Genomic DNA, 18,381 nt, shown 5'->3' on the forward strand with positions numbered 1-18,381 from the left:
ATTACAACCCATTGTTTATATACATAAAAAGCCTGTAAGCTTTTCATCATAAATTAATCATCTGGCCATTATCGCTATATTTACGGCGTGGCATTAGCTTAACTGGCGACGTTATGTTAACAGGAAAGCAATATGAAATTACAACTAAGATTTTTGCTGTTGTGGGCAGCACTGCTAATGGCGGGTTGCGGTAGCGGTGATGCTGAGCAAGGCGAAAGTAGCCTGATTAAGTTGGGCGATCGCAGTTATTTTCTGAACCTCCCCGCCGGTTATCAACCACAGCAACAATATAAACTGTTGCTGGCATTCCATGGTTCTGGCGGCACCAGTGCCGATATGCAAAACACGGCTAACTTCAGTGGCTATAGTGATGAGTATATCGTGGCTTATCCGCAGTCTGGCACAGTAGAGTGGAATGAGGGCTGTAATTGTAATATTGCCAACCGGCTGGGTATCGATGATCTCGGTTTTGTTGATGAAGTTGTCGCCGATATCAGCGCAAAATACCGTATTCAGCCGGGTGAGGTTTTTGCTGTTGGCTTCTCACAGGGCGGACTGTTTACCCAGAATTTAGCCTGTAATCGCAGCAGCAGTTTTAAAGCTTTTGCGGTGGTCGCTGCGCCAATGTCAGGTCAGTTGTGGCAAAGCTGTGAGCCTGCAGAACCGGTGTCGATCATGCTAGTAATGGGCAAAAACGATAATGTGCTGCCATACAATGGTTACACCCATTCCAACTTCGGACTGGTGTCAGCTACTCAGGCGATAACCCGTTTTGCAACATTAAACAGAAGTTTACCGGTGGCGCTAAAACAGACTATGACAAATGATCAGGTCGAAATACTAAGTTTTAGCAATGGCCGCCAAAAAGCCGAGTTATTTAGCATTAAACAGGGCCAGCATCAGTGGCGGTTTAATTCGTTTGATACCTCGGCTGAAATTCTGACATTTTTCCGAGAACTGGATACGCCGCGCCTGCCTGAAGCCTCTAAGCTGGTGCAAGTTGACGATAAGAAAATGCATGTAAGGCTGATGGGCGAACAACATCCTGGCCCGGCAGTGGTGCTGTTAGCCGGACCCAACGAAAACTATCACAGTGACAGCGCCTGGTTCAGCTTGTTGCAACCGGTGTTGGCGGAAAAATACCGGGTGTACAGTATCGACAGGCTGGGTAATGGCTTCAGTGATGTTGCAGAGAACGTGTCGTACCGGCGATTTGCCGATGATTTAGCTGCAGTATTGAAAGCACTAGATGAGCAGCAAGTTGTCGTTATGGCGATGGCCAGCGCCAGTATCAGCGCGCGTTTTTTTTATGAGAAGCATCATCAGGCTATTGATATCAAAGCGATGCTGCTGCTCGACCCGGACGTACCTACCGCTAATGCCTTGAGCGTTTACCAGGGTTATCCGGCCGACTGGTATTTGGCCAATCTTGAAGCATTAATTCCGCATCTGGCCAGCGGTGCCTGGACAGAGCGTACTATTGATAAACTTCAGGTCGAACGCAGTCATGCCGAACAACTGGTTGGCAACAACCCGCTGATGGACTGGCAATATTTTGATCTGATAAGCCAGCAGCGTTTACTAATTAGCCATCAGCAAAGCAGGGCGCGGGAAATTGCGGCCTACAGTGCCGATTTAACAGCTTATGCTGCCTTACCTATGCTGAAGGCGATACCAGTATCAGTAATTGATACCGATTTTGAGCAGGCGCAAATTGATGCTAATCCTGACAATGTCGAGTTGTTAAGGTTGTGGCAGCAAGAAAGTAACAGCTGGAATCAGCAACAGGCGGAGCAAGCTAATGGCCAGTATATTGCGCTTAGCGATAGTGATCACCTGGTGGCGCTTGAGCAGCCGGAGCAAATTAAAGCTGCACTGGAATGGCTGTTTGCTCAGCTGCAATTGCCCTGAGCTACCGGCACAACAGCCGGCTAGTTAGCGCATTGCACCAGGGTTTGATATTCATCAAAGGCAAAATGGTCTGTCATGCCACTGATGTAATCCTGCAATAACCGGCAGCGATAATACAATTCCAGTGCATTGTCCTCCGGGCTTATATTCGCTGTGGCCAGTTGATAAGCGGCGACATGTTTATTCGGCAAGCGATGAGCCAGCCGTTGTTGCTGTACAAAGTGATAGCCGCGGTTTTGCAGCACCGCGGTAAAGTCCTGACGCGTTAATAACAGCAGCGGCTGATAACTATCCAGCAGCCCGGCAATAATTCGAAAGCCCTGCAGCTCGAGGGTTTCTACCTCGGGCTGGTTAAATACAAACTGCCTCGCCACCTGTTTGAAGGTACTGGTAATGGCATGGTACTGGCTGTTATCTTCCAGTAGGGCACGGTTCAAATTACCTTCATATACTGCGCCGATATTGCTGACAAACTGACGTGCAGCATGGCGAACCAGTGGGTGGATCATCATCACCCGCAGTCTGATAAAAAATGCAGAGGTGCAGTTGACAGGTTCAGCATCGGCACTATCTAACGCCGCTTTGATCAGTGCGGAAAAACTGGCGCTGCCGCCGCGCTGAGTCGTGATTAAGCGCGCTTGCGGTTCCAGTGCTGCAAACGCGGTATTCAGTTGATGCGCCAGTTCTTTCAGGCTGAATAAGCCTTTCTCTACCGCATCTTCAATATCGGCCAGACAGTAAGAGATATCATCGGCGGCTTCCATAATGTAGGTCAGTGGGTGGCGGCACCCAGGGGTAGTTTCCAGCTCACGCCACAGTTGCTCAACAAACGGCTGCTCGCTGAAAAAATAGCCCGGTTTTTTCTGTAAATAGCTCAGCGGTTGCTGTTTATCTGGTTTGGGGTTGGTGGCGCAACGGGTATATTTCAGAATACAGGCGGTTTGCGCATAGGTCAGGTTCATTCGCTGCAGGCTTTGCACCAGCCGGATGGCCTGGGCATTGCCTTCAAACTGGGCCAGCTCGGTGCATAGGGTCTGCCATAAAGTGTTATCTGCCAGCTGATGGCCGCGGGTTAACTCAGGCAATGCCTGGCTGAACCAGCTGTTTATTGCGCTTTCGCCGCTGTGACCAAAGGGTGGGTTGCCTACATCGTGCAGCAGGCAGGCCATTTCAACCAGTGATTCTATTGGCCGCTCCAGTGCGGTCAGGCCATATTCAGCCTGCTGTTGCTCAGATAGCAGGCGAAATACCGTTTGCACAATAAAACGACCGGTTTGCTGCACTTCCAGCGAATGGGTTAACCGGCTGCGTACGGCCGCATTGCGCTCCAGCGGGAACACCTGGGTTTTTTGCTGCAACCGGCGCACCGCGGCCGAATTAATAATCCGGCCGCGGTCACTTTCTAATGCGCTTTGTAAATCACTACTACTGCTTTGCAGTGCCCGGTCGGCTTTGATTTTATTGTGAAAATCCATCATGGTTTCCAGCGGTGCTTAAGTGGGCTCAGTGTGACCCAAACCTAAGCCCGCTGTAAAGCAGTGGCTTACAACCAGATTGTCGGTTAGATTTATATGACGCTAAGACATGGGTAGATAGAAAAAATGGGCCGACTCCGAAAAATGTTATTTTCATCTTCCGTTGCAGGCACAGTCAAAGAGCTGGCGATACTGGCCTTTGGTATTTATCTGGCACTGTGGATGGAAAACGAAGTGCAGACCTGGAAAGATCATCGTAAAGAGAGTGAGTATATAAGCCTGATTGCGGCCGATTTACGTACGGACCAAAAAGAGCTGGCTATTATTCTGAGCCGTATTGAACAAAAACTACAGACCTTAGAAACGCATTTGCTGGCATTTAGTGATCCCCGCTATACCACCGACCCGGAGTTTGCAGCAGCAACAGCGCTAAGTGGCTCTGACGCGGTAAACAATTATCATTTTTTCTCACCTCAGGATTTTACCTTGTTATCGTTACGGGAGTCCGGCGATTTTAAGCTTATTCGCAATCAGGAGATAAAATCCCAGTTGCTGGCGGTGCATAAAAGCTATGACATATTAAACAGGCTGCAGCAAAATTACCTGCAGGGATTGGATGAAGAGTTTATTCCTTTATGGATAAGAAGCGTTGATGTGATGAACAGCACCTTGCAAGACCCGCAAATGCCACATCTGGTTTTGTTTAAAAATATGATGGTGTTTGCCATGAGCGAAACCACTCAGCGTAAACAATTTATTGAACGTACCTTAACGCGAATTGAAAAGTTGCAAGCTGAACTTAGCCGCGAGTTGCAATAACGCAAGCACACTTACAACCAGCCTTTCTGGCGGGCAATCCGGGCGGCGTCAATCCGGTTTGCTGCGTGCAATTTGCTGATGGCTTCAGATAAGTAATTACGGGCGGTGCCCTCAGCAATGTAGAGTGCCGCGGCAATCTCACTGGTACTTTTGCCATCGGCGGCGAGGCGCAGCGCCTGACGTTCTTTGTCGCTCAGCGGGTCCTGTTCGCCCAGTGAATTCAATAACAGCTCGCTGTCGACCACCCGCTTACCTGCCATTACCTGGTGGATCGCCTGCACCAGTTCCTCTACCGGGGCGTCTTTTAATAAAAAGCCGCCCACTCCCGCGTCCATGGCCCGTTTCACATAGCCGGCGCGGCCAAAGGTGGTAATGATAACCACTTTTGTTGTCAGCTGTTGCTGCTGAACATATTGCGCCAGCTCGATACCCGTTTGGCCAGGCATTTCAATGTCACTGAGCAGTAAATCAAACGGTTTTTGCTTCAGCAGCGCCAATGCCGCGCTGCCGTCAGCGGCTTCTGTGACCGCAAAACTTGCTTCTAAGCGCAGTAAGCTGGCCAGGGCCGTGCGCACCATAGCCTGATCTTCAGCTAACAATATATTCATTAAGCTGCCTCCTGCAGCGGTAGTTCGATGGTGGCCGCTACGCCGTTATTAAGTTGCAGCGTCAGAGTGGCACCAATAGCCGCCAGCCGTTCACGTAAACCGGCAATACCGTTCCCCTCGTTCAATTCAGTAGCATGGCCGTTGTCATCCAGGCTGATAATAAGCCGGTTACCCAGACGGGCGAAACGAAGCTGACATTGATCGCCTTTGCAATGGCGCATCACATTGGTCACTAATTCCGTCAGTGCCAGAATGACAGCCGTTTCCCGACGGTTGTCCAGCTGTGGGATCTCGCCGCTCAGCACCGCAGTATAGCCTGCTTCACGCAACCGGTTTAACAGTTTGGCCACTTCCGCCGTCAGCCCCTGATGTTTATAACCCGAGACGCTTTGCCGCACCTGCGCCAGGGCATCGCGGGCTATCTGGCTTAATTCGGTCAATTGTTGCTGGGCGGCTTCACTCTGCTGGCGCGCCAGTAATTTCTCTGCCAGGTCAGCTTTTAAAATAATGCTCGATAACGTGTGGCCAAGAATATCATGTAAATCACGACCAATTCTTTCCCGCTCTACCATGGTTGCCAGTTGTTTAACTTCGTCCTCACTTTGCAGCTCTGCCCGTCGATGATGTAGCTTTGCCTGCTCGGCCCGGCCCAGAAAACTCACCGCCAGCACAATGGGGATCCCCATCACTAAAAACAGATCCCAGTGAATAGTCAGGGTTAAATCCAGTAATACCAGTAACCCCATCAGCATTGTTATCAGCAGCAGATAGCGCTTCAGCGAATAGGCGAAACCAATGAAGAAGCCGGCATAGGCAAACATGGCAATAGAGCCCGGGTTAACCGGGGTTATCAGAGCGGCTACCAGCACGATACCGGCTATGGGCCAGTGCATCGTCTGGCGGCTGCAACGATAAGCCCAGAAATAACAGCCCAGAAACAACAACAGTGCCGCCAGCATGCTCAGGTACTGCCACGGGGCAAAGTCTACTGTCAGTAGTGGAATGATATAGAAAATAAGGTTTATCAGATAAATCCAACTTAGTTTACTTTCCAGTTTGTCGAATGACGCCATCTACTTCTCCCAGGCTGTTTGGGCTACCAGTGTAATCAGCAACCGGGGGTTTACGCCAGTGACAACTGTCATTCGACGCCGTGACAGTTGTCAGCCGCAATTGATGACAAACCATACCTGCGCTTGGCTGCCCGCACATTTAAGCTGACAACCTCGATATGAAACATTCATAAACACTTACCAACACTAACGGGATACATAAAATGAAAGCATCACATTTGAAGGTTTTAACGCTGGCGCTGGCTTTAGGTTTAACTGGTAGTCTGTTTAGCCCACAGGCCAGCGCGCAACATGCCGGGGCTGCAGTGCAGCAGCAACAGACTTGTGCGTGTTTTGAAGTAGAAGTCACCGGCCAGGGCCCGGCGATTATTCTTATTCCCGGCGTCGCCTCATCGGGCGAAGTGTGGCAGAGCACGGTACAAGCGTTAAAAGCTGATTATCAGCTGCATGTGCTCACCCTTGCTGGTTTTGCCGGGGTAAAGCCGATACCGATGCAAAGCTGGGGAGAAGACTATCTGGCAATCCAGCAGCAGGCGATTTTGCGTTATATCAACGAGCAACAGCTGGATAAACCAGTGATTATCGGACATTCACTGGGCGGCTATCTGGCATTGGCGCTGGCGGCAAATGCGCCAGAGCAGATTGGCGCTGCGGTTAATGTTGATGGCCTGCCGGCCTTAGGTGCCTTATTCAGCCAGGCTGCCAGCAACAGTAATGAGCAACAGTCGCAACAGCCACAACGGTTTGACCCGATGGCAATGGCAAAAAGCATGGCGTCGGACGAAGACTGGCAGCAACGGATTGTCGCTAATATGATGCGCTCTGACGGTCAAACTTCTGGCCGGGTAATGGGCGAGCTAATGCAAGCTGATTTACGGGGGCAACTGGCCAATATCCGGGTGCCGGTGCTAACGCTGGGCGCCTTACAACATGGTGCGCCTTACAGCACGCCGGAGCAGGTACAGCAAAACTATGAAAATCAGTTAGCGAATGCGCCAGCACAGTATCACCGCTTTGCCTTCGCCCGTGATGCTAAGCATTTTATTATGGCCGATGCGCCAGAGTGGTTGAACCAGCAAATTATACAGTTTTTAGCAAAACCTGAGCAGGAGTAACTGATGAGTACAATGCAAACACAGGTAAAGGTGACCGGTCTGGTTAAACGTTTCGCGGGCAAAACGGTACTGGATGGTGTTGACCTGACGCTGGCCGCCGGCGAAGTGTTGTGTATTCTTGGCCCTAATGGTGCTGGCAAAACCACGCTAATCTCTGCCATTTTAGGGCTTATTGGCGCCGATAGCGGCGACATACAATTACTGGGGCAGCTGCAAAAAGGTACTACCCGCAGCATGGCCTTGCGCCAGCAGTGCGGCGTGATGATGCAAATTGGCAGCCTGAGCGCTAATTTAACGGTGGCCGAGCAGTGTGATTTGTTCAGCTGTTATTACCAGAGCGGATACCGCGCTACCGAGCTGGTAAGTATTGCCGGACTTGAAGCGCACGCTAAAGCCCGCTTTGGCCGCTTATCCGGCGGTCAGAAACAGCGCTTGTTATTTGCGCTGGCACTGGCGGGCAAACCAAAGCTGGTATTTCTGGATGAACCGACCCTGGGCATGGATGTCGAGGCCAGGCGCAATTTATGGCAGCAAATTCGCCAGCTGAAACAGCAAGGGGTGGCTGTGGTGCTAACTACTCATTACCTGGAAGAGGCTGAACAGCTAGCCGATCGGGTGATGGTACTGCATCAGGGCCGGTTTATTGCCAGTGGCAGCCCGGCTGAATTAAAAGCATTGACCCGCTATAAGCTGGTGCAATGTTGCACGGCACTTAGTGATGAGGCGTTGTTAGCACTACCCGCAGTATTGGCGCTTAGCCGTGAGCAGGGCACGGTTACCCTACAAAGCAGCCATGCTGAGAAAACCGTATTGGCGTTGCTGACTCAGGATAGCAATGTTAGCCAGCTGGAAGTAAAGCAGGTGGCATTGGAGCAAGCCTTTTTACAACTTACCGCACCGGCTGCGAAGCATAGCAACGGAACTAAGGAGCACGCCGCATGAGTCGCTTATCGATATATCAGAAAGAAGCCTGGTACGACTTAATCAGTGTTTGGCGCACGCCGGGCTTTGTCTTGCCGGCATTGGCTTTTCCAGTGGTGTTTTATGTTTTTTTCGGGGTGCTGTTCAGTCCTTCTGGCAGCAGCAGTCATGCCGCTTATATGCTCGTGACTTACAGCTGTTTTGGCATTATGGGCCCGGCGATGTTTAACTTTGCCATGAATATCGCCAGCGATCGGGCGCAGGGCTGGTTAACGCTAAAGCGTTTGTCACCGATGCCGGTCAGTGCTTATTTGCTAGCGAAAATGGCCACCAGCCTGGTGTTTGCGATGCTGATTATTCTGATGTTATTCAGTGTGGCCGCTATCTTTGGCGACGTTCGGCTGGAGCGCAGCCAGTGGCTTGGTTTGGCGTTACTGTTACTGGCGGGGACAGTACCTTTTGCCCTTATCGGTTTGTTATTGGGCTTAACCCTGAGTGATAAAGCTGCGCCAGGTGTGGTAAACCTGATTTACCTGCCGATGGCCTTTTTATCGGGGTTGTGGCTGCCGGTTACTATGCTGCCGTCTTTTTTACAGCAGCTGGCCTGGGTCTGGCCAAGTTATCATCTGTCGCAGCTGGGATTAAAATTGCTGGCTATGGATCAGGGCCAGCCGTGGTGGCTGCATCTGACTATTTTGCTGTTGTTCACCGGCATACTGGTTATGATAAACCTGTGGATTTTCCGTCGCTACGCCGGTGCTAAAAGCTAAAAGGCAGTAAACGCAAAAGCTCAGGACGTTAGTTGATACTTTTCCAACCGATACAGCAGGGTTTTATAAGGCAGCTGTAATAACTTAGCAGCCTGGGCTTTATTTCCGTCTGCCCGCTGCAAAGCCTGTAACAGGCAGTCGCGCTCATGCTGTTGCCAGTTCAGGCCCTCTGCCGGCAATGCAAACTGACCGGTACTGGCTGTGCTGGTAGTTAACCCCGCCAGCAGCTCCTGCTCATCGCCCAACAATACAAAGCGTTCAATCCGGTTGGCCAGTTCCCGCACATTACCCGGCCAGGGGTAGTCCATGAGTTGTTTCAGGGTGCCTTTCGTTAAAACAGGTGCTCCAAGCTGATAACGTTTTTGGCTGATTTGCAAAAAATGCTGAATTAACTGCGGAATATCTTCACTGCGCTGACGTAGCGCCGGCATATGCAGCGGCACCACATTTAGGCGGTAATATAAGTCCTCCCGAAAGCGGCCTTCCTGCACTGCCTGAGCTAGGTCCTGATGACTGGCGGCGATTAACCGCACATTCAGCGTAATCTCCTGATGGCTGCCCAGTCGGGTGACTTTGCCTTCCTGCAACAGGCGTAACAGTTTCGCTTGCAGGCTTAACGGCAGCTCGGCCACTTCATCCAGAAAAAGTGTACCGCCGGCAGCCGCTTCAAACTTACCGGCTTTCGACTGATGAGCGCCGGTATAGGCGCCTTTCTCTGCACCGAACAGCTCAGCCTCTGCCAGTTGCTCTGGTATCGCACCACAGTTTATTGCGATAAACGGGCCTTTGTTGCGGCCTGAAAGCTGGTGCAGGGCGCGGGCAGCCAGCTCTTTACCGGTACCGCTTTCACCACTGATCAGCACTGTGGCATCGCTGTTCGATACCCGGTTAATTCGCTGAAACAATTGCTGCATACAGGGCGCTTTACCTATTAAATCGACCAGCTGGCGTTGCTCGCTAAGCTGCTGGCTTAACTGGCGGTTCTGGCTGCGTAGCTGCTTGGCGTTTAAGCCTTTACTAACGGCTAGAAGTAGCTCCTGACGTTTAAAGGGTTTGGTTAAATAGTCGTCGGCGCCGGCCTGAATCGCTTCGACCGCATGACTGACGGAGCCGTAGGCCGTTGCCACTACAAAGCCCAGTTCCGGCAGGTTGCTGCGCACGTAATTCAGGATAGTTAAGCCGGTATAATTACCCAGCTTCCAGTCGCTGAATACCAGCTCAATTTGTGGTTGCTGTTTTAACAGCAGCAGGGCGTCTTCCACGGTGGCGGCGCTAAATACCTGATACTGTTCGGCTTGTAGCAGCTGACACAGTAACTGACGTTGTTGGTTATCGTCCTCCACCAGCAGAATTCCAGCTGTCATCATTGCGCTCCTGCTGCGGTAAAGGTGTCGGTTTTATTAAATATAATGGTGACGCAGCAGCCACCGGCTGCACGGTTTTCCAGGCTAATGCTACCCTGATAATAAAGCTTCAGCAGCCTGCTGGTGATATACAAGCCCATGCCGGCGCCATCGGCTTTGCTTGAGCAATGCGGGCTGAATAAGCGACTGGCAATGTCTGGAGTCACGCCCGGGCCATCGTCACAAATTGTTATGTGTAACTGCTGCGCCTGCGGTTGCACGTCAATGCTGATCTGGCCCTTACCGCCGGACGCTTCAGCGGCATTCGCTAACACGGTATGAAAAATACTACGCAGTTCTGCTTCGGCTCCGGGCAGCCGGACACTGCCAGAGCCACTGACCGTAAACTGTAATTGCCCGGTGCTGAATTCCAGCAGCAAATCATTAATTACGTTTTGAAGTGATACCGGTTGGCTGCGGTCAATATCGGCACAACTTAATGTTAGCATGGCCGTCAGGTTACGGTTGATATGCTGCATTTTCTGCTCGGCCTGCTCGCTTAAACGCTGGCGCAACTGCGGGTCGTCACTGCTGGCAACCTGTTCCAGCAATAAGCTTAAAGTATGGATGGGGTTGCGTAGCGCGTGTACCATACCCCGGCTTATTTCACCCAGTTCGGCCAGGTGCTGTTGCTGCTGATGTTGCTCTGCTTGCGCGGCCAAAGCGGCCAGCTGGCTGCTCATCTGGTTAAATTGTTCACTGACAAAACGGTACTCTGCTAAACCTGTTGTGGCTACCTGCTGACCAAGCTGACCCTGTTGCAACTGTTTAAAACCCGCCACCAGCCGTTGCAATGGCTGGATCAGACGATGCCCCAGCCATAGCGCAATCAACATGGCCAGTGCGGTGCTGGCGGCAATCAGCAGCATGGTATAACGGGTAAATTCAGCAATCAGCGGCCCTGCTTGATTAAAGCGGCCGCTGCGGTGCAATTGTTCCGCGCGATCCTGCAGTTTTTCGGCGGCAATTTGCTGCAACAAATGCTCTACCGCATGTTGCTCCTGCTGCCAGTTAATATCAGTTAGTGATTCAACGCTAAGTTGCCGGCCGTCTTTTTCAATTTCAATAATTCGTACCTTATGTTGGCGCGTTGCGGCCTGCTCGCGTGGTGCCTCGCTGTTAGCGGGTACTGGCGGCGCAGGAGGCCGGGGTGGCCTGCGGATTATGGTTTCCAGCTGATCCGCGGTTTGTGCCAGTACTACCCGGGTTATTTCTGAACTACTGCTGCTAATTTGTTGTTCTATCTGGCCCTGAAAAAACCGTACCAGCCAAATCTGACTAGCCGCCATAACCAGTAACAGGCAAATTATGCCTAAACTCAATGCCCAGCGAATTGACATACTGCCGCTCTCAATAATGCTAATAACGTGTAGCTTACAACCCCTGTGCCAGTTTGCCAAAGCCACTGACGGCGGTAGTTTGTCAGGTAACCGGCGGCAACCATAAGGCTTTTGCTGACGATTTATCCCGATATCGGGATGTGTTACGACCGATATCGGGATAACTCTGCAAGTGATTTTTTAAGTAATTGATTTAAATCTATAAAAATAGTGGCATTAAACTTTCATTAGTAAAGTGCATTTTGCGTATGATGGAATAGAAGGAGCAACAAGATGAAAATAATAATGGCTAATGCCGCGTTAATCATGTTTTTAACGGGCTGCGCTTTACCCCAGGCGCAAGCAGAGCAGAGCGCACCAGAGGAAACGAACGAAACCCGGATTGTGGTAATGCAGGACGGCGAGAAAAAAGAGTGGCGCTTTAGTGGCGAAAACTGGCGCGACAGTGCAGAGTGGCAAAAATTCAGTGCTGAGCTGGCACCTGAGCAACAACTAAAGCTGGAAAAACTATTGAGTGAAGCCCCGCCGGTGCCGCCGATGCCACCTCATCCGCCGCGCGCTAGCTGGCATCAGGGTGACGGAAGTAAACACGTTATTATTCACAAAGAAATTGATGGCCATGAACAACAGCAACTGATTGAAATTCATCGCCAGGCTGGCGAACATGCGAAGTTAATGCATATTGAAATTCAGCGTGAAGTGGGTGAGCACAGTTTTAGCGCTATTAAGCATTTGCTGGAAAACGCCGAGCTTACTAAAGATCAGCTGCAACAATTGCAGGCGTTGTTGGACAGTAAGCATTAAATTTTACCAGCAAACCAGCGTTAACGGCTTTGATCTCCCAACCAATGCCGCTTTGCCGGCCCGCTAACCCGGGCCGGCTTTTTAACGCTTACCAGGGCAGCTCGCTGCCATTGCTGTGGTAAAACTTGCCGCTGTTAGCCGGGCTTAGTTCGCTTATCAGGCCACTTAAGCGGCGGGCGGCTTCATCAGGGCTGATATCACCGCCATAGCTGACCATCTCGGTCTGGACATAGCCGGGGTGGTATATGCCCACACTGATCTTGCGTGGCGCCAGATCTTTAGCCAGCGACATACTGCCAGCATTTAGCGCCGCTTTTGACATCCGGTAGCCGTAATAACTGCCCGAGTCGTTGTCCGCAATTGAACCCATCCGGCTGGTAATCATCGCAATTTTGCCACCGTCTTTAAGCGCGCCCTGCAACTGCTGGCTTAGTAGTAAGGGTGCAATACTGTTCACCTGAAACTGTTTTAAAATGGTGGCTTCATTAAAGTTATCCAGGGTTTCGTTACAGAAAATACCGGCGTTGTTAATCAGTATATCTATGCTGTTATCGGCGAATTTAGCCGCAATGTCTTTAATTTTCTGCGGATCACTCAACTCAACTCCGCTATAAAGGGTAACATCTAAATCGGCCAGCTCGGCTGAGGGCTGGCGGCACAGCACCGATACCTTATCGCCATTTGCCAGATACTGCTTCACCAGCGCCAGACCAATTCCTTTATTACCGCCGGTAATCACGACATGTTGCATAGTGTTGCTCCTGTTATTTTACTCAAACGATAAACAGGATATCCGGTCACTGCCACGACAATTCAAGGTTGCGGTCAATGGCCCCAGCTTAAGCTGCCGCAGCTTATTCTGCTGCCAGTAATGGCGCAGGCAACGGCCAGCTCGTCGTCAGCACTTCGCCCTGCCAGGTTTGCAGGGTCAGCCAGACTTTATCGGTGGCTGCCAGCTGCGGTGGCGCGATGGCATGCACATGCTGGCCATGGCGGCTGCCATGTAAAATGCCTTCTTCGTCCTGCTGCAGCTCTGGCAGCGGTAGTGGTACCGGGCCGATATTCAGATAGCCCTGGCGGATACTGGCAATGTCGCCCTGACTAAAGCTTAAGTAAAAATCTTTCACATACTGATCATGGTGAGCATAGGGCTGCTTTAAATCCAGCGGCATCGGCGCAATTTCAAACTGCCCCAGTTGCTGTGCCGGCCAGACCGGTGGGAATTCCGGTGTCAGTGAGTCGTACAAAAACCACAGTGGTAACAACAGCACCAGGCCATTTAATTTAAACTTATGCCGTTGCCAGAAACGGCTACTGTGCGCCATCCGGCACCTCCTGCAGATAAGTTGCGTTGCGGCTCTCCCGCACGGCTTTAACGGTGCGGCTGCCCCAGATCATAAAGCCGGTGATCGACATGCCCGATAGTAACAAACCAAATAGAAACCAGATGGCCTTAGTCCAGATCCCGCCAAGGGTGCCGTAATGCAACGGGTCGGCAATATGCATTACTGTTTGCAGCGCGGTCATCGATTCCGGCGATTTCTGCTGGGCAATCTCACCGGTCCACGGGTTAATGCTCAGGTTGTAGGAATACTGGTCATAAAAAATATGGTCGCCGCCGCCCATCAGGGTGTACATGCCGCGGTTATGCTCCGGCAACATTAAAAAGCCGGGCTGAAAGTCCGGGAAACGTTGCTGGGCAATCTGCATCGCATCAGCAAAGCTGACCACAGGTGCTTGTGGTGTGGCAGGTAAGTCCGTTACTGCCACGATAGGCGCATGTGGTTCAATATCAATATCGGCGTGCCACATTACCGCCTGCACCAGGTACCACAGCCCGGTGGCGCTCATCACCATCAAAAACCAGATTGACCAGACGCCGGCTAAACGGTGCAGATCGGTCAGCACGGTTTTTTTGCCCTGATGCAAGCGCACCTTTGGCCGGGTAAAACTGCGCCAGAAGTTTTTGTAGATCACCAAGCCGGTAACTAAGGCCCCCAGCATGACGATAGCCATTGCCGACACCAGGTAATAGCCGACGCTGTAGCCACTTTGCCATGGAAACAGTAACCAGCCATGCAGACTGCGCATAAAGTTAATAAAGGTCATGCCTTCATTAATCTGCTGAATCTCGCCGCTGTACTGATTAACGTAGGCAATGGCAAACGGCTTGTCGTGATCGGTGAAAGTAACGGCATTAACCAGATAAGGTTCAAACAGCATCACATTGCCAACATCTGCGGTCGGATAAGCCTGCTGCACGGTAGCAACCAGCTCGGCCACCGGTTTGGCGGGCAGATTATCCGGGTTGCTGGCACGGGCCGCCGGGTTAGCCAGCCAGGTGAGTTCATGACTGAACACCGCCACCGTGCCACTCAGGCAGACAAAGCAGAAAATCAGCCAGATTGGCAATGAAAACCAGCCATGTAATTGAAACCAGAAACGATTGCTGAGTTTTGCCATGTTAAAACGACCAGGTTGCGCCGAGGCTGAAGTTACGTGGTGCACCATAGTTATATTGTTGAGTTAAACCGTTGTAATAGGTTTCATCAAACAGGTTATGCACGTTCAGTTGTACCGAGAATTGCTGGTTAATCTGATAACGTGCCATCAGGTTAGCCAGCACAAAGCTGTCCTGGGTTACCTGATAGGTTTGCTCGCTTAACAGCAGCGGCAGGGGATCACTGTACGACTCGCTCTCCCAGCTTAAACCGCCGCCAACCGTCAGGCCAGCCAGCGCGTTAGTAAACTCATAGGTAGTAAACAGATTGAGCTTTTTGCGCGGATGGTTAACATTAATGTCTGCGCCATCACGGTCTTCAGCAGTAAACTGCGAATAGCCGGCGCTGATATTCCAGTTTTCGTCAACCCGGCCAATCAGTTCCAGTTCAAAACCTTTACTTTCTGCACCGCGGGCAGCAAACGACGGGAAGAAGTTATTCGCCGGATCATTGAAGTCACTGTCTGCCTGCGCCAGGTTATCCTGTTCAATGCGGAACACGGCAACAGCCGTTTGCAGTGCGCCGTCGAGGAAGCTGCTTTTGGCGCCGATTTCCTGATTGCTGCCAACAACGGCATCCAGGAAGCTGCCGTTGCGATCATAGGCATTTTGCGGGGTAAAAATTTCAGTATGGCTGGCATACAATATATGGTTGTCGGCAACCTGCCAGGTTAAGCCAACATAGGGCACAAACTTATCATCGCCAAAATCCAGAGCGGCACCGTAGTTGATACCGGCACGTTGCCACTCAGTGTAGCGGCCGCCGGCAATCAGCTTAAGTTGCTCAGTGATAGCAAAGCGGGTTGCAGCATAGAAACCAGATTGATCGGTATCCAGATTTACTGCCTGTTCCGGTGTAGTGGCCCACTCCGGCTCGGCTACGATGCCATCCCACTGATAAAAGTTACCGGTGCCAGGCCATACCAGCGCCGCATAGGTCACTACTTCAGATTGTTGCCGGCTGTCTAATGCACCGACGACGAACTCATGCTCGCTGCCAAGCAAACCGTAACTGCCCTGCAACTGAATATCAACGCTGGTTTGTTTGCTAAAACCATCGCTATTGTACGGCCAGGCGAGCAACCCGGTGCCGCTGTCTTTGTCTGCTGCGCCATAAATATAGAGCAGGCGGGTATCGGCGGTATTTTTATTGTGGTTCAGGTTAACTTTCAGCTGCCAGCCGTTATTAAATTGCTGGATTAAACTGACAAAGTGGTTCTTGCTGGTCGAATCCCAGCGGGTCCAGTCGGCAGCGGTGGTAGTGGCTCTGTCCCAGTTGGTTGGGGTGTCGTCAGTAAACAGCGGAGGTAGTGCACCCCAGGTAGAGGCGGTTGGGTCATTGTCCTGATAGCTGCTACCGAGGCTTAAGGTCATGCTATTGCTTAAATCGGCATCCAGCACTCCGTACAGTACGGTTTTGTCTTCTTTTGCCAAATCACGGAAGCTGTCGCTAAGCTCTTTTTTGGCGACGATGCGGGCGCGCACATTACCATCGGCTGTCAGCGATGTGCTGACATCGGTAGTCAGAAAACGCTTATTCCAACTGCCAATACCGCCATTAACGCTCCCTGTCAGCTCACGGGCATTGGCATGTTTGCGCACCAGGTTAATAGAGGCTGAGGGTTCACCAACGCCGGTCAGTAGACCGGTCGCACCGCGCACGAATTCTATCCGTTCATAAATAGCGACATCGGTTATGGTTTCACCGGAGTCACCGGCCAAGCTCCAGGCCATAGGTACGCCGTCCAGCTGAAATTTATCGATATCAAAACCACGGGCACTGAAAGTGTTACGGGTGCTGTCAAAGGATTTTGATGTCAGCCCCGGCGTTTGCGTTACCGCATCGGCAATTGAGCTAATATCTAAATCTTTTATCCGCTGCGCTGTCATCACGCTGACTGATTGCGGAGTCTCCAACAAGGTTAAGCCCAGACCAGTGGCGGTATCAATGGTTTCATTTACTGTGTACTGACCCCTCACGGTAATGGTTTCAACCGCTTTTTCATTGTCTGCTACCGAAGCAAAAGCTGCTGCTGGCAGACAGGCCAGCTGGACCGCGATGGCCAGTTTTAATTTATTCATGGTTAACTGCATACTCATCTCCCAAATTGGTGATAATCATACAGTAATGATAATGATTATCAATACCATTAATATCTGGAGTGTTGAATATTATTTCAGGAATAACGCAGCAGCTGCCCTTTAAGCAGACCGATTAATTGGTTTAGTCGGGTTTCATCAGCATCGGCAATACCAATTACCAGGCCCCGCTGCGGCTCGTTTAGAAAACAATAGCGGCTGAATGGCTGCACTTTAAAGCCATGCTGGTTCAGGTACTGACACAATGCCAAATCGTCAGTCAGCTCAGGGAGTAGCATGGTCAAATGCAGGCCGGCATCCTGCGCCAGCAAGGTACATGCTGGAAAATGCTGCTGCAGTAGTTGCACCGCTAGCTGTTTTTGCTGCTGATAAACGCGGCGCATTTTGCGCAGGTGGCGGTTAAAATGGCCTTCGTGGATAAAATCGGCCAGTACTGCTTGCGATAGCATTGCCACATCGCCATGCATGGCTTGCTGAATGGCACTGGCCTGGCCCGCCAGTTCTGGTGGGAGTACCAGATAACCCAAGCGTAGACCCGGAAACAATGTTTTACTGAATGAGCCGGCGAATAGCACGCCCTGGCCGCCAGCTAAGCCCTGCAAGCTGGCCATCGGCCGGTGCCGGTACTGAAACTCACTGTCATAATCATCCTCAATCAGCCAGCATTGTTCAGCGGCAGCCCAGTTAAGCAGCGCCAGCCGTTGGCTTAGCGGCATAATGCCGCCGCACGGATATTGGTGCGACGGTGTTAAAAACAGCGCTTTGGCGTGGCTGTTTCGCGGTAGCAGCGCAGGGTTCAAGCCGCTGGCGCCAGAAGCCGGAGCATAGCTAATTTGCAATTCTGCCAACTGCAATGCCTGCTTTAACCGCGGATAGCCCGGTGACTCTATGAACACATGCTGGCCACTGCTGGCGACTAATTTTGCAGCAATAAACAGCGCCTGCTGCGCGCCTGTAGTGATCAAGATGGCATTTTCATCACACACTAATTGCCGCGACTGGCGCAGATACAGAGCCAGGGCCTGACGCAGTGGTGCGTAACCCAAGGGATCGCCAGCCATGCCACATAGCACCGCCCGGTCAGCATGGCGCTGCTGTAACTGCTGCCATAGCCTAAACGGAAATTGCTGCAATGCAGACACGCCAGGTTGTAGCCGACCTGCCGGCGAAGGTGCTTTTGCCGTTAAGCCATAATGCTGGCTGGGCAAGGCGGCGGTTGCTGCAACGCGGCTGTATTCTGCCGCAAAAAAGCTATCGGGCAGCGCGGTAACAATGGCATAACCTCGGCCCTGCTGTGGCTCAATATAACCTTCCGCCACTAACTGCTGAAGTGCCTGCTGCACGGTGCTGCGGCTGAGCTTTAAATCAGCCGCCAGTTGCCTCTCAGAGGGCAATAATGCGTCGGCAGGCCACGGCTTGCTTAATAATTGCTGACGCAGGCTCAAGTAAAGCTGCTGCTGCAATTCACCTTTACCACTTAGGGTAAGCGCATCGGTGTTCAGACGAAAAGCTGGCAACTGGTTTGCTCCATTTATTAGAACT

16 protein-coding genes are annotated in these 18,381 nt (G+C 51.5%); 6 read left to right on the top strand and 10 right to left on the bottom strand.

Annotation, left to right across the window (positions count from 1 at the left end; genetic code table 11):
• Nucleotides 1-132 precede the first annotated feature (132 nt).
• A complete protein-coding gene (locus B2X65_RS08700) occupies nt 133-1,911 on the top strand; it encodes an alpha/beta hydrolase (protein ID WP_290612010.1) in 1,779 nt (592 codons plus the stop codon).
• A 20-nt stretch (nt 1,912-1,931) separates the two neighbouring features.
• Here B2X65_RS08700 and dgt read toward each other — a convergent pair whose 3' ends face one another.
• The gene (gene dgt, locus B2X65_RS08705; RefSeq protein ID WP_290612012.1) at nt 1,932-3,389 is read right to left on the bottom strand and encodes a dGTPase; all 1,458 of its coding nucleotides are present in this window, start codon (nt 3,387-3,389) and stop codon (nt 1,932-1,934) included.
• A gap of 123 nt (nt 3,390-3,512) precedes the next feature.
• Here dgt and B2X65_RS08710 point away from each other — a divergent pair, with 123 nt between their 5' ends.
• A complete protein-coding gene (locus tag B2X65_RS08710) occupies nt 3,513-4,205 on the top strand; it encodes a hypothetical protein (RefSeq protein WP_290612014.1) in 693 nt (230 codons plus the stop codon).
• Between the two features lie 11 nt (nt 4,206-4,216).
• Here B2X65_RS08710 and B2X65_RS08715 read toward each other — a convergent pair whose 3' ends face one another.
• Nucleotides 4,217-4,813, bottom strand: a complete 597-nt coding sequence (locus B2X65_RS08715; protein WP_290612016.1) for a response regulator transcription factor — start codon at nt 4,811-4,813, stop codon at nt 4,217-4,219.
• Complete coding sequence (locus B2X65_RS08720) at nt 4,813-5,886, bottom strand: sensor histidine kinase (protein ID WP_290612017.1); 1,074 nt, start codon at nt 5,884-5,886, stop codon at nt 4,813-4,815. Before B2X65_RS08720 ends, B2X65_RS08715 begins: the two co-directional genes overlap by 1 nt.
• A gap of 203 nt (nt 5,887-6,089) precedes the next feature.
• Here B2X65_RS08720 and B2X65_RS08725 point away from each other — a divergent pair, with 203 nt between their 5' ends.
• Genes B2X65_RS08725 through B2X65_RS08735 form a run of 3 tightly spaced genes read left to right on the top strand, consistent with a single transcriptional unit; the run spans nt 6,090 to nt 8,692 of the window.
• The gene (locus tag B2X65_RS08725) at nt 6,090-7,001 is read left to right on the top strand and encodes an alpha/beta fold hydrolase (protein ID WP_290612018.1); all 912 of its coding nucleotides are present in this window, start codon (nt 6,090-6,092) and stop codon (nt 6,999-7,001) included.
• Nucleotides 7,002-7,004: 3 nt separating this feature from the next.
• Entirely contained in the window at nt 7,005-7,943 is a 939-nt protein-coding gene (locus B2X65_RS08730; RefSeq protein WP_290612019.1) for an ABC transporter ATP-binding protein, read from the top strand.
• Nucleotides 7,940-8,692 carry an ABC transporter permease gene (locus B2X65_RS08735; protein WP_290612020.1) on the top strand — a complete coding sequence of 251 codons (753 nt, stop codon included), beginning with the start codon at nt 7,940-7,942 and terminating at the stop codon, nt 8,690-8,692. Before B2X65_RS08730 ends, B2X65_RS08735 begins: the two co-directional genes overlap by 4 nt.
• A gap of 20 nt (nt 8,693-8,712) precedes the next feature.
• Here the strand turns inward: B2X65_RS08735 and B2X65_RS08740 are convergent, their stop codons facing one another.
• Nucleotides 8,713-10,059 carry a sigma-54-dependent transcriptional regulator gene (locus B2X65_RS08740; protein WP_290612022.1) on the bottom strand — a complete coding sequence of 449 codons (1,347 nt, stop codon included), beginning with the start codon at nt 10,057-10,059 and terminating at the stop codon, nt 8,713-8,715.
• Nucleotides 10,056-11,435: a sensor histidine kinase gene (locus tag B2X65_RS08745; RefSeq protein ID WP_290612024.1), complete on the bottom strand. Its 1,380-nt coding sequence runs from the start codon at nt 11,433-11,435 to the stop codon at nt 10,056-10,058. Before B2X65_RS08745 ends, B2X65_RS08740 begins: the two co-directional genes overlap by 4 nt.
• 273 nt (nt 11,436-11,708) lie before the next feature.
• Between B2X65_RS08745 and B2X65_RS08750 the strand changes: the two genes are divergently transcribed.
• The gene (locus tag B2X65_RS08750) at nt 11,709-12,239 is read left to right on the top strand and encodes a hypothetical protein (protein WP_290612025.1); all 531 of its coding nucleotides are present in this window, start codon (nt 11,709-11,711) and stop codon (nt 12,237-12,239) included.
• A gap of 88 nt (nt 12,240-12,327) precedes the next feature.
• Here the strand turns inward: B2X65_RS08750 and B2X65_RS08755 are convergent, their stop codons facing one another.
• From B2X65_RS08755 to B2X65_RS08775, 5 genes are all read right to left on the bottom strand, one after another.
• Entirely contained in the window at nt 12,328-12,990 is a 663-nt protein-coding gene (locus B2X65_RS08755) for an SDR family oxidoreductase (protein WP_290612026.1), read from the bottom strand.
• A gap of 103 nt (nt 12,991-13,093) precedes the next feature.
• A complete protein-coding gene (locus B2X65_RS08760) occupies nt 13,094-13,564 on the bottom strand; it encodes a hypothetical protein (protein ID WP_290612027.1) in 471 nt (156 codons plus the stop codon).
• Entirely contained in the window at nt 13,551-14,702 is a 1,152-nt protein-coding gene (locus B2X65_RS08765; protein ID WP_290612028.1) for a PepSY-associated TM helix domain-containing protein, read from the bottom strand. Before B2X65_RS08765 ends, B2X65_RS08760 begins: the two co-directional genes overlap by 14 nt.
• 1 nt (nt 14,703) lies before the next feature.
• Nucleotides 14,704-16,821 (bottom strand): TonB-dependent siderophore receptor, encoded by a 2,118-nt coding sequence (locus B2X65_RS08770; RefSeq protein ID WP_290612029.1) that lies wholly within the window; start codon nt 16,819-16,821, stop codon nt 14,704-14,706.
• Between the two features lie 95 nt (nt 16,822-16,916).
• Nucleotides 16,917-18,356, bottom strand: coding sequence for a PLP-dependent aminotransferase family protein (locus B2X65_RS08775; protein WP_290612030.1), 1,440 nt, complete (start codon nt 18,354-18,356; stop codon nt 16,917-16,919).
• Nucleotides 18,357-18,381: the final 25 nt, after the last annotated feature.

This window comes from Arsukibacterium sp. UBA3155, from assembly GCA_002364615.1.
GTDB lineage: Bacteria > Pseudomonadota > Gammaproteobacteria > Enterobacterales > Alteromonadaceae > Alishewanella.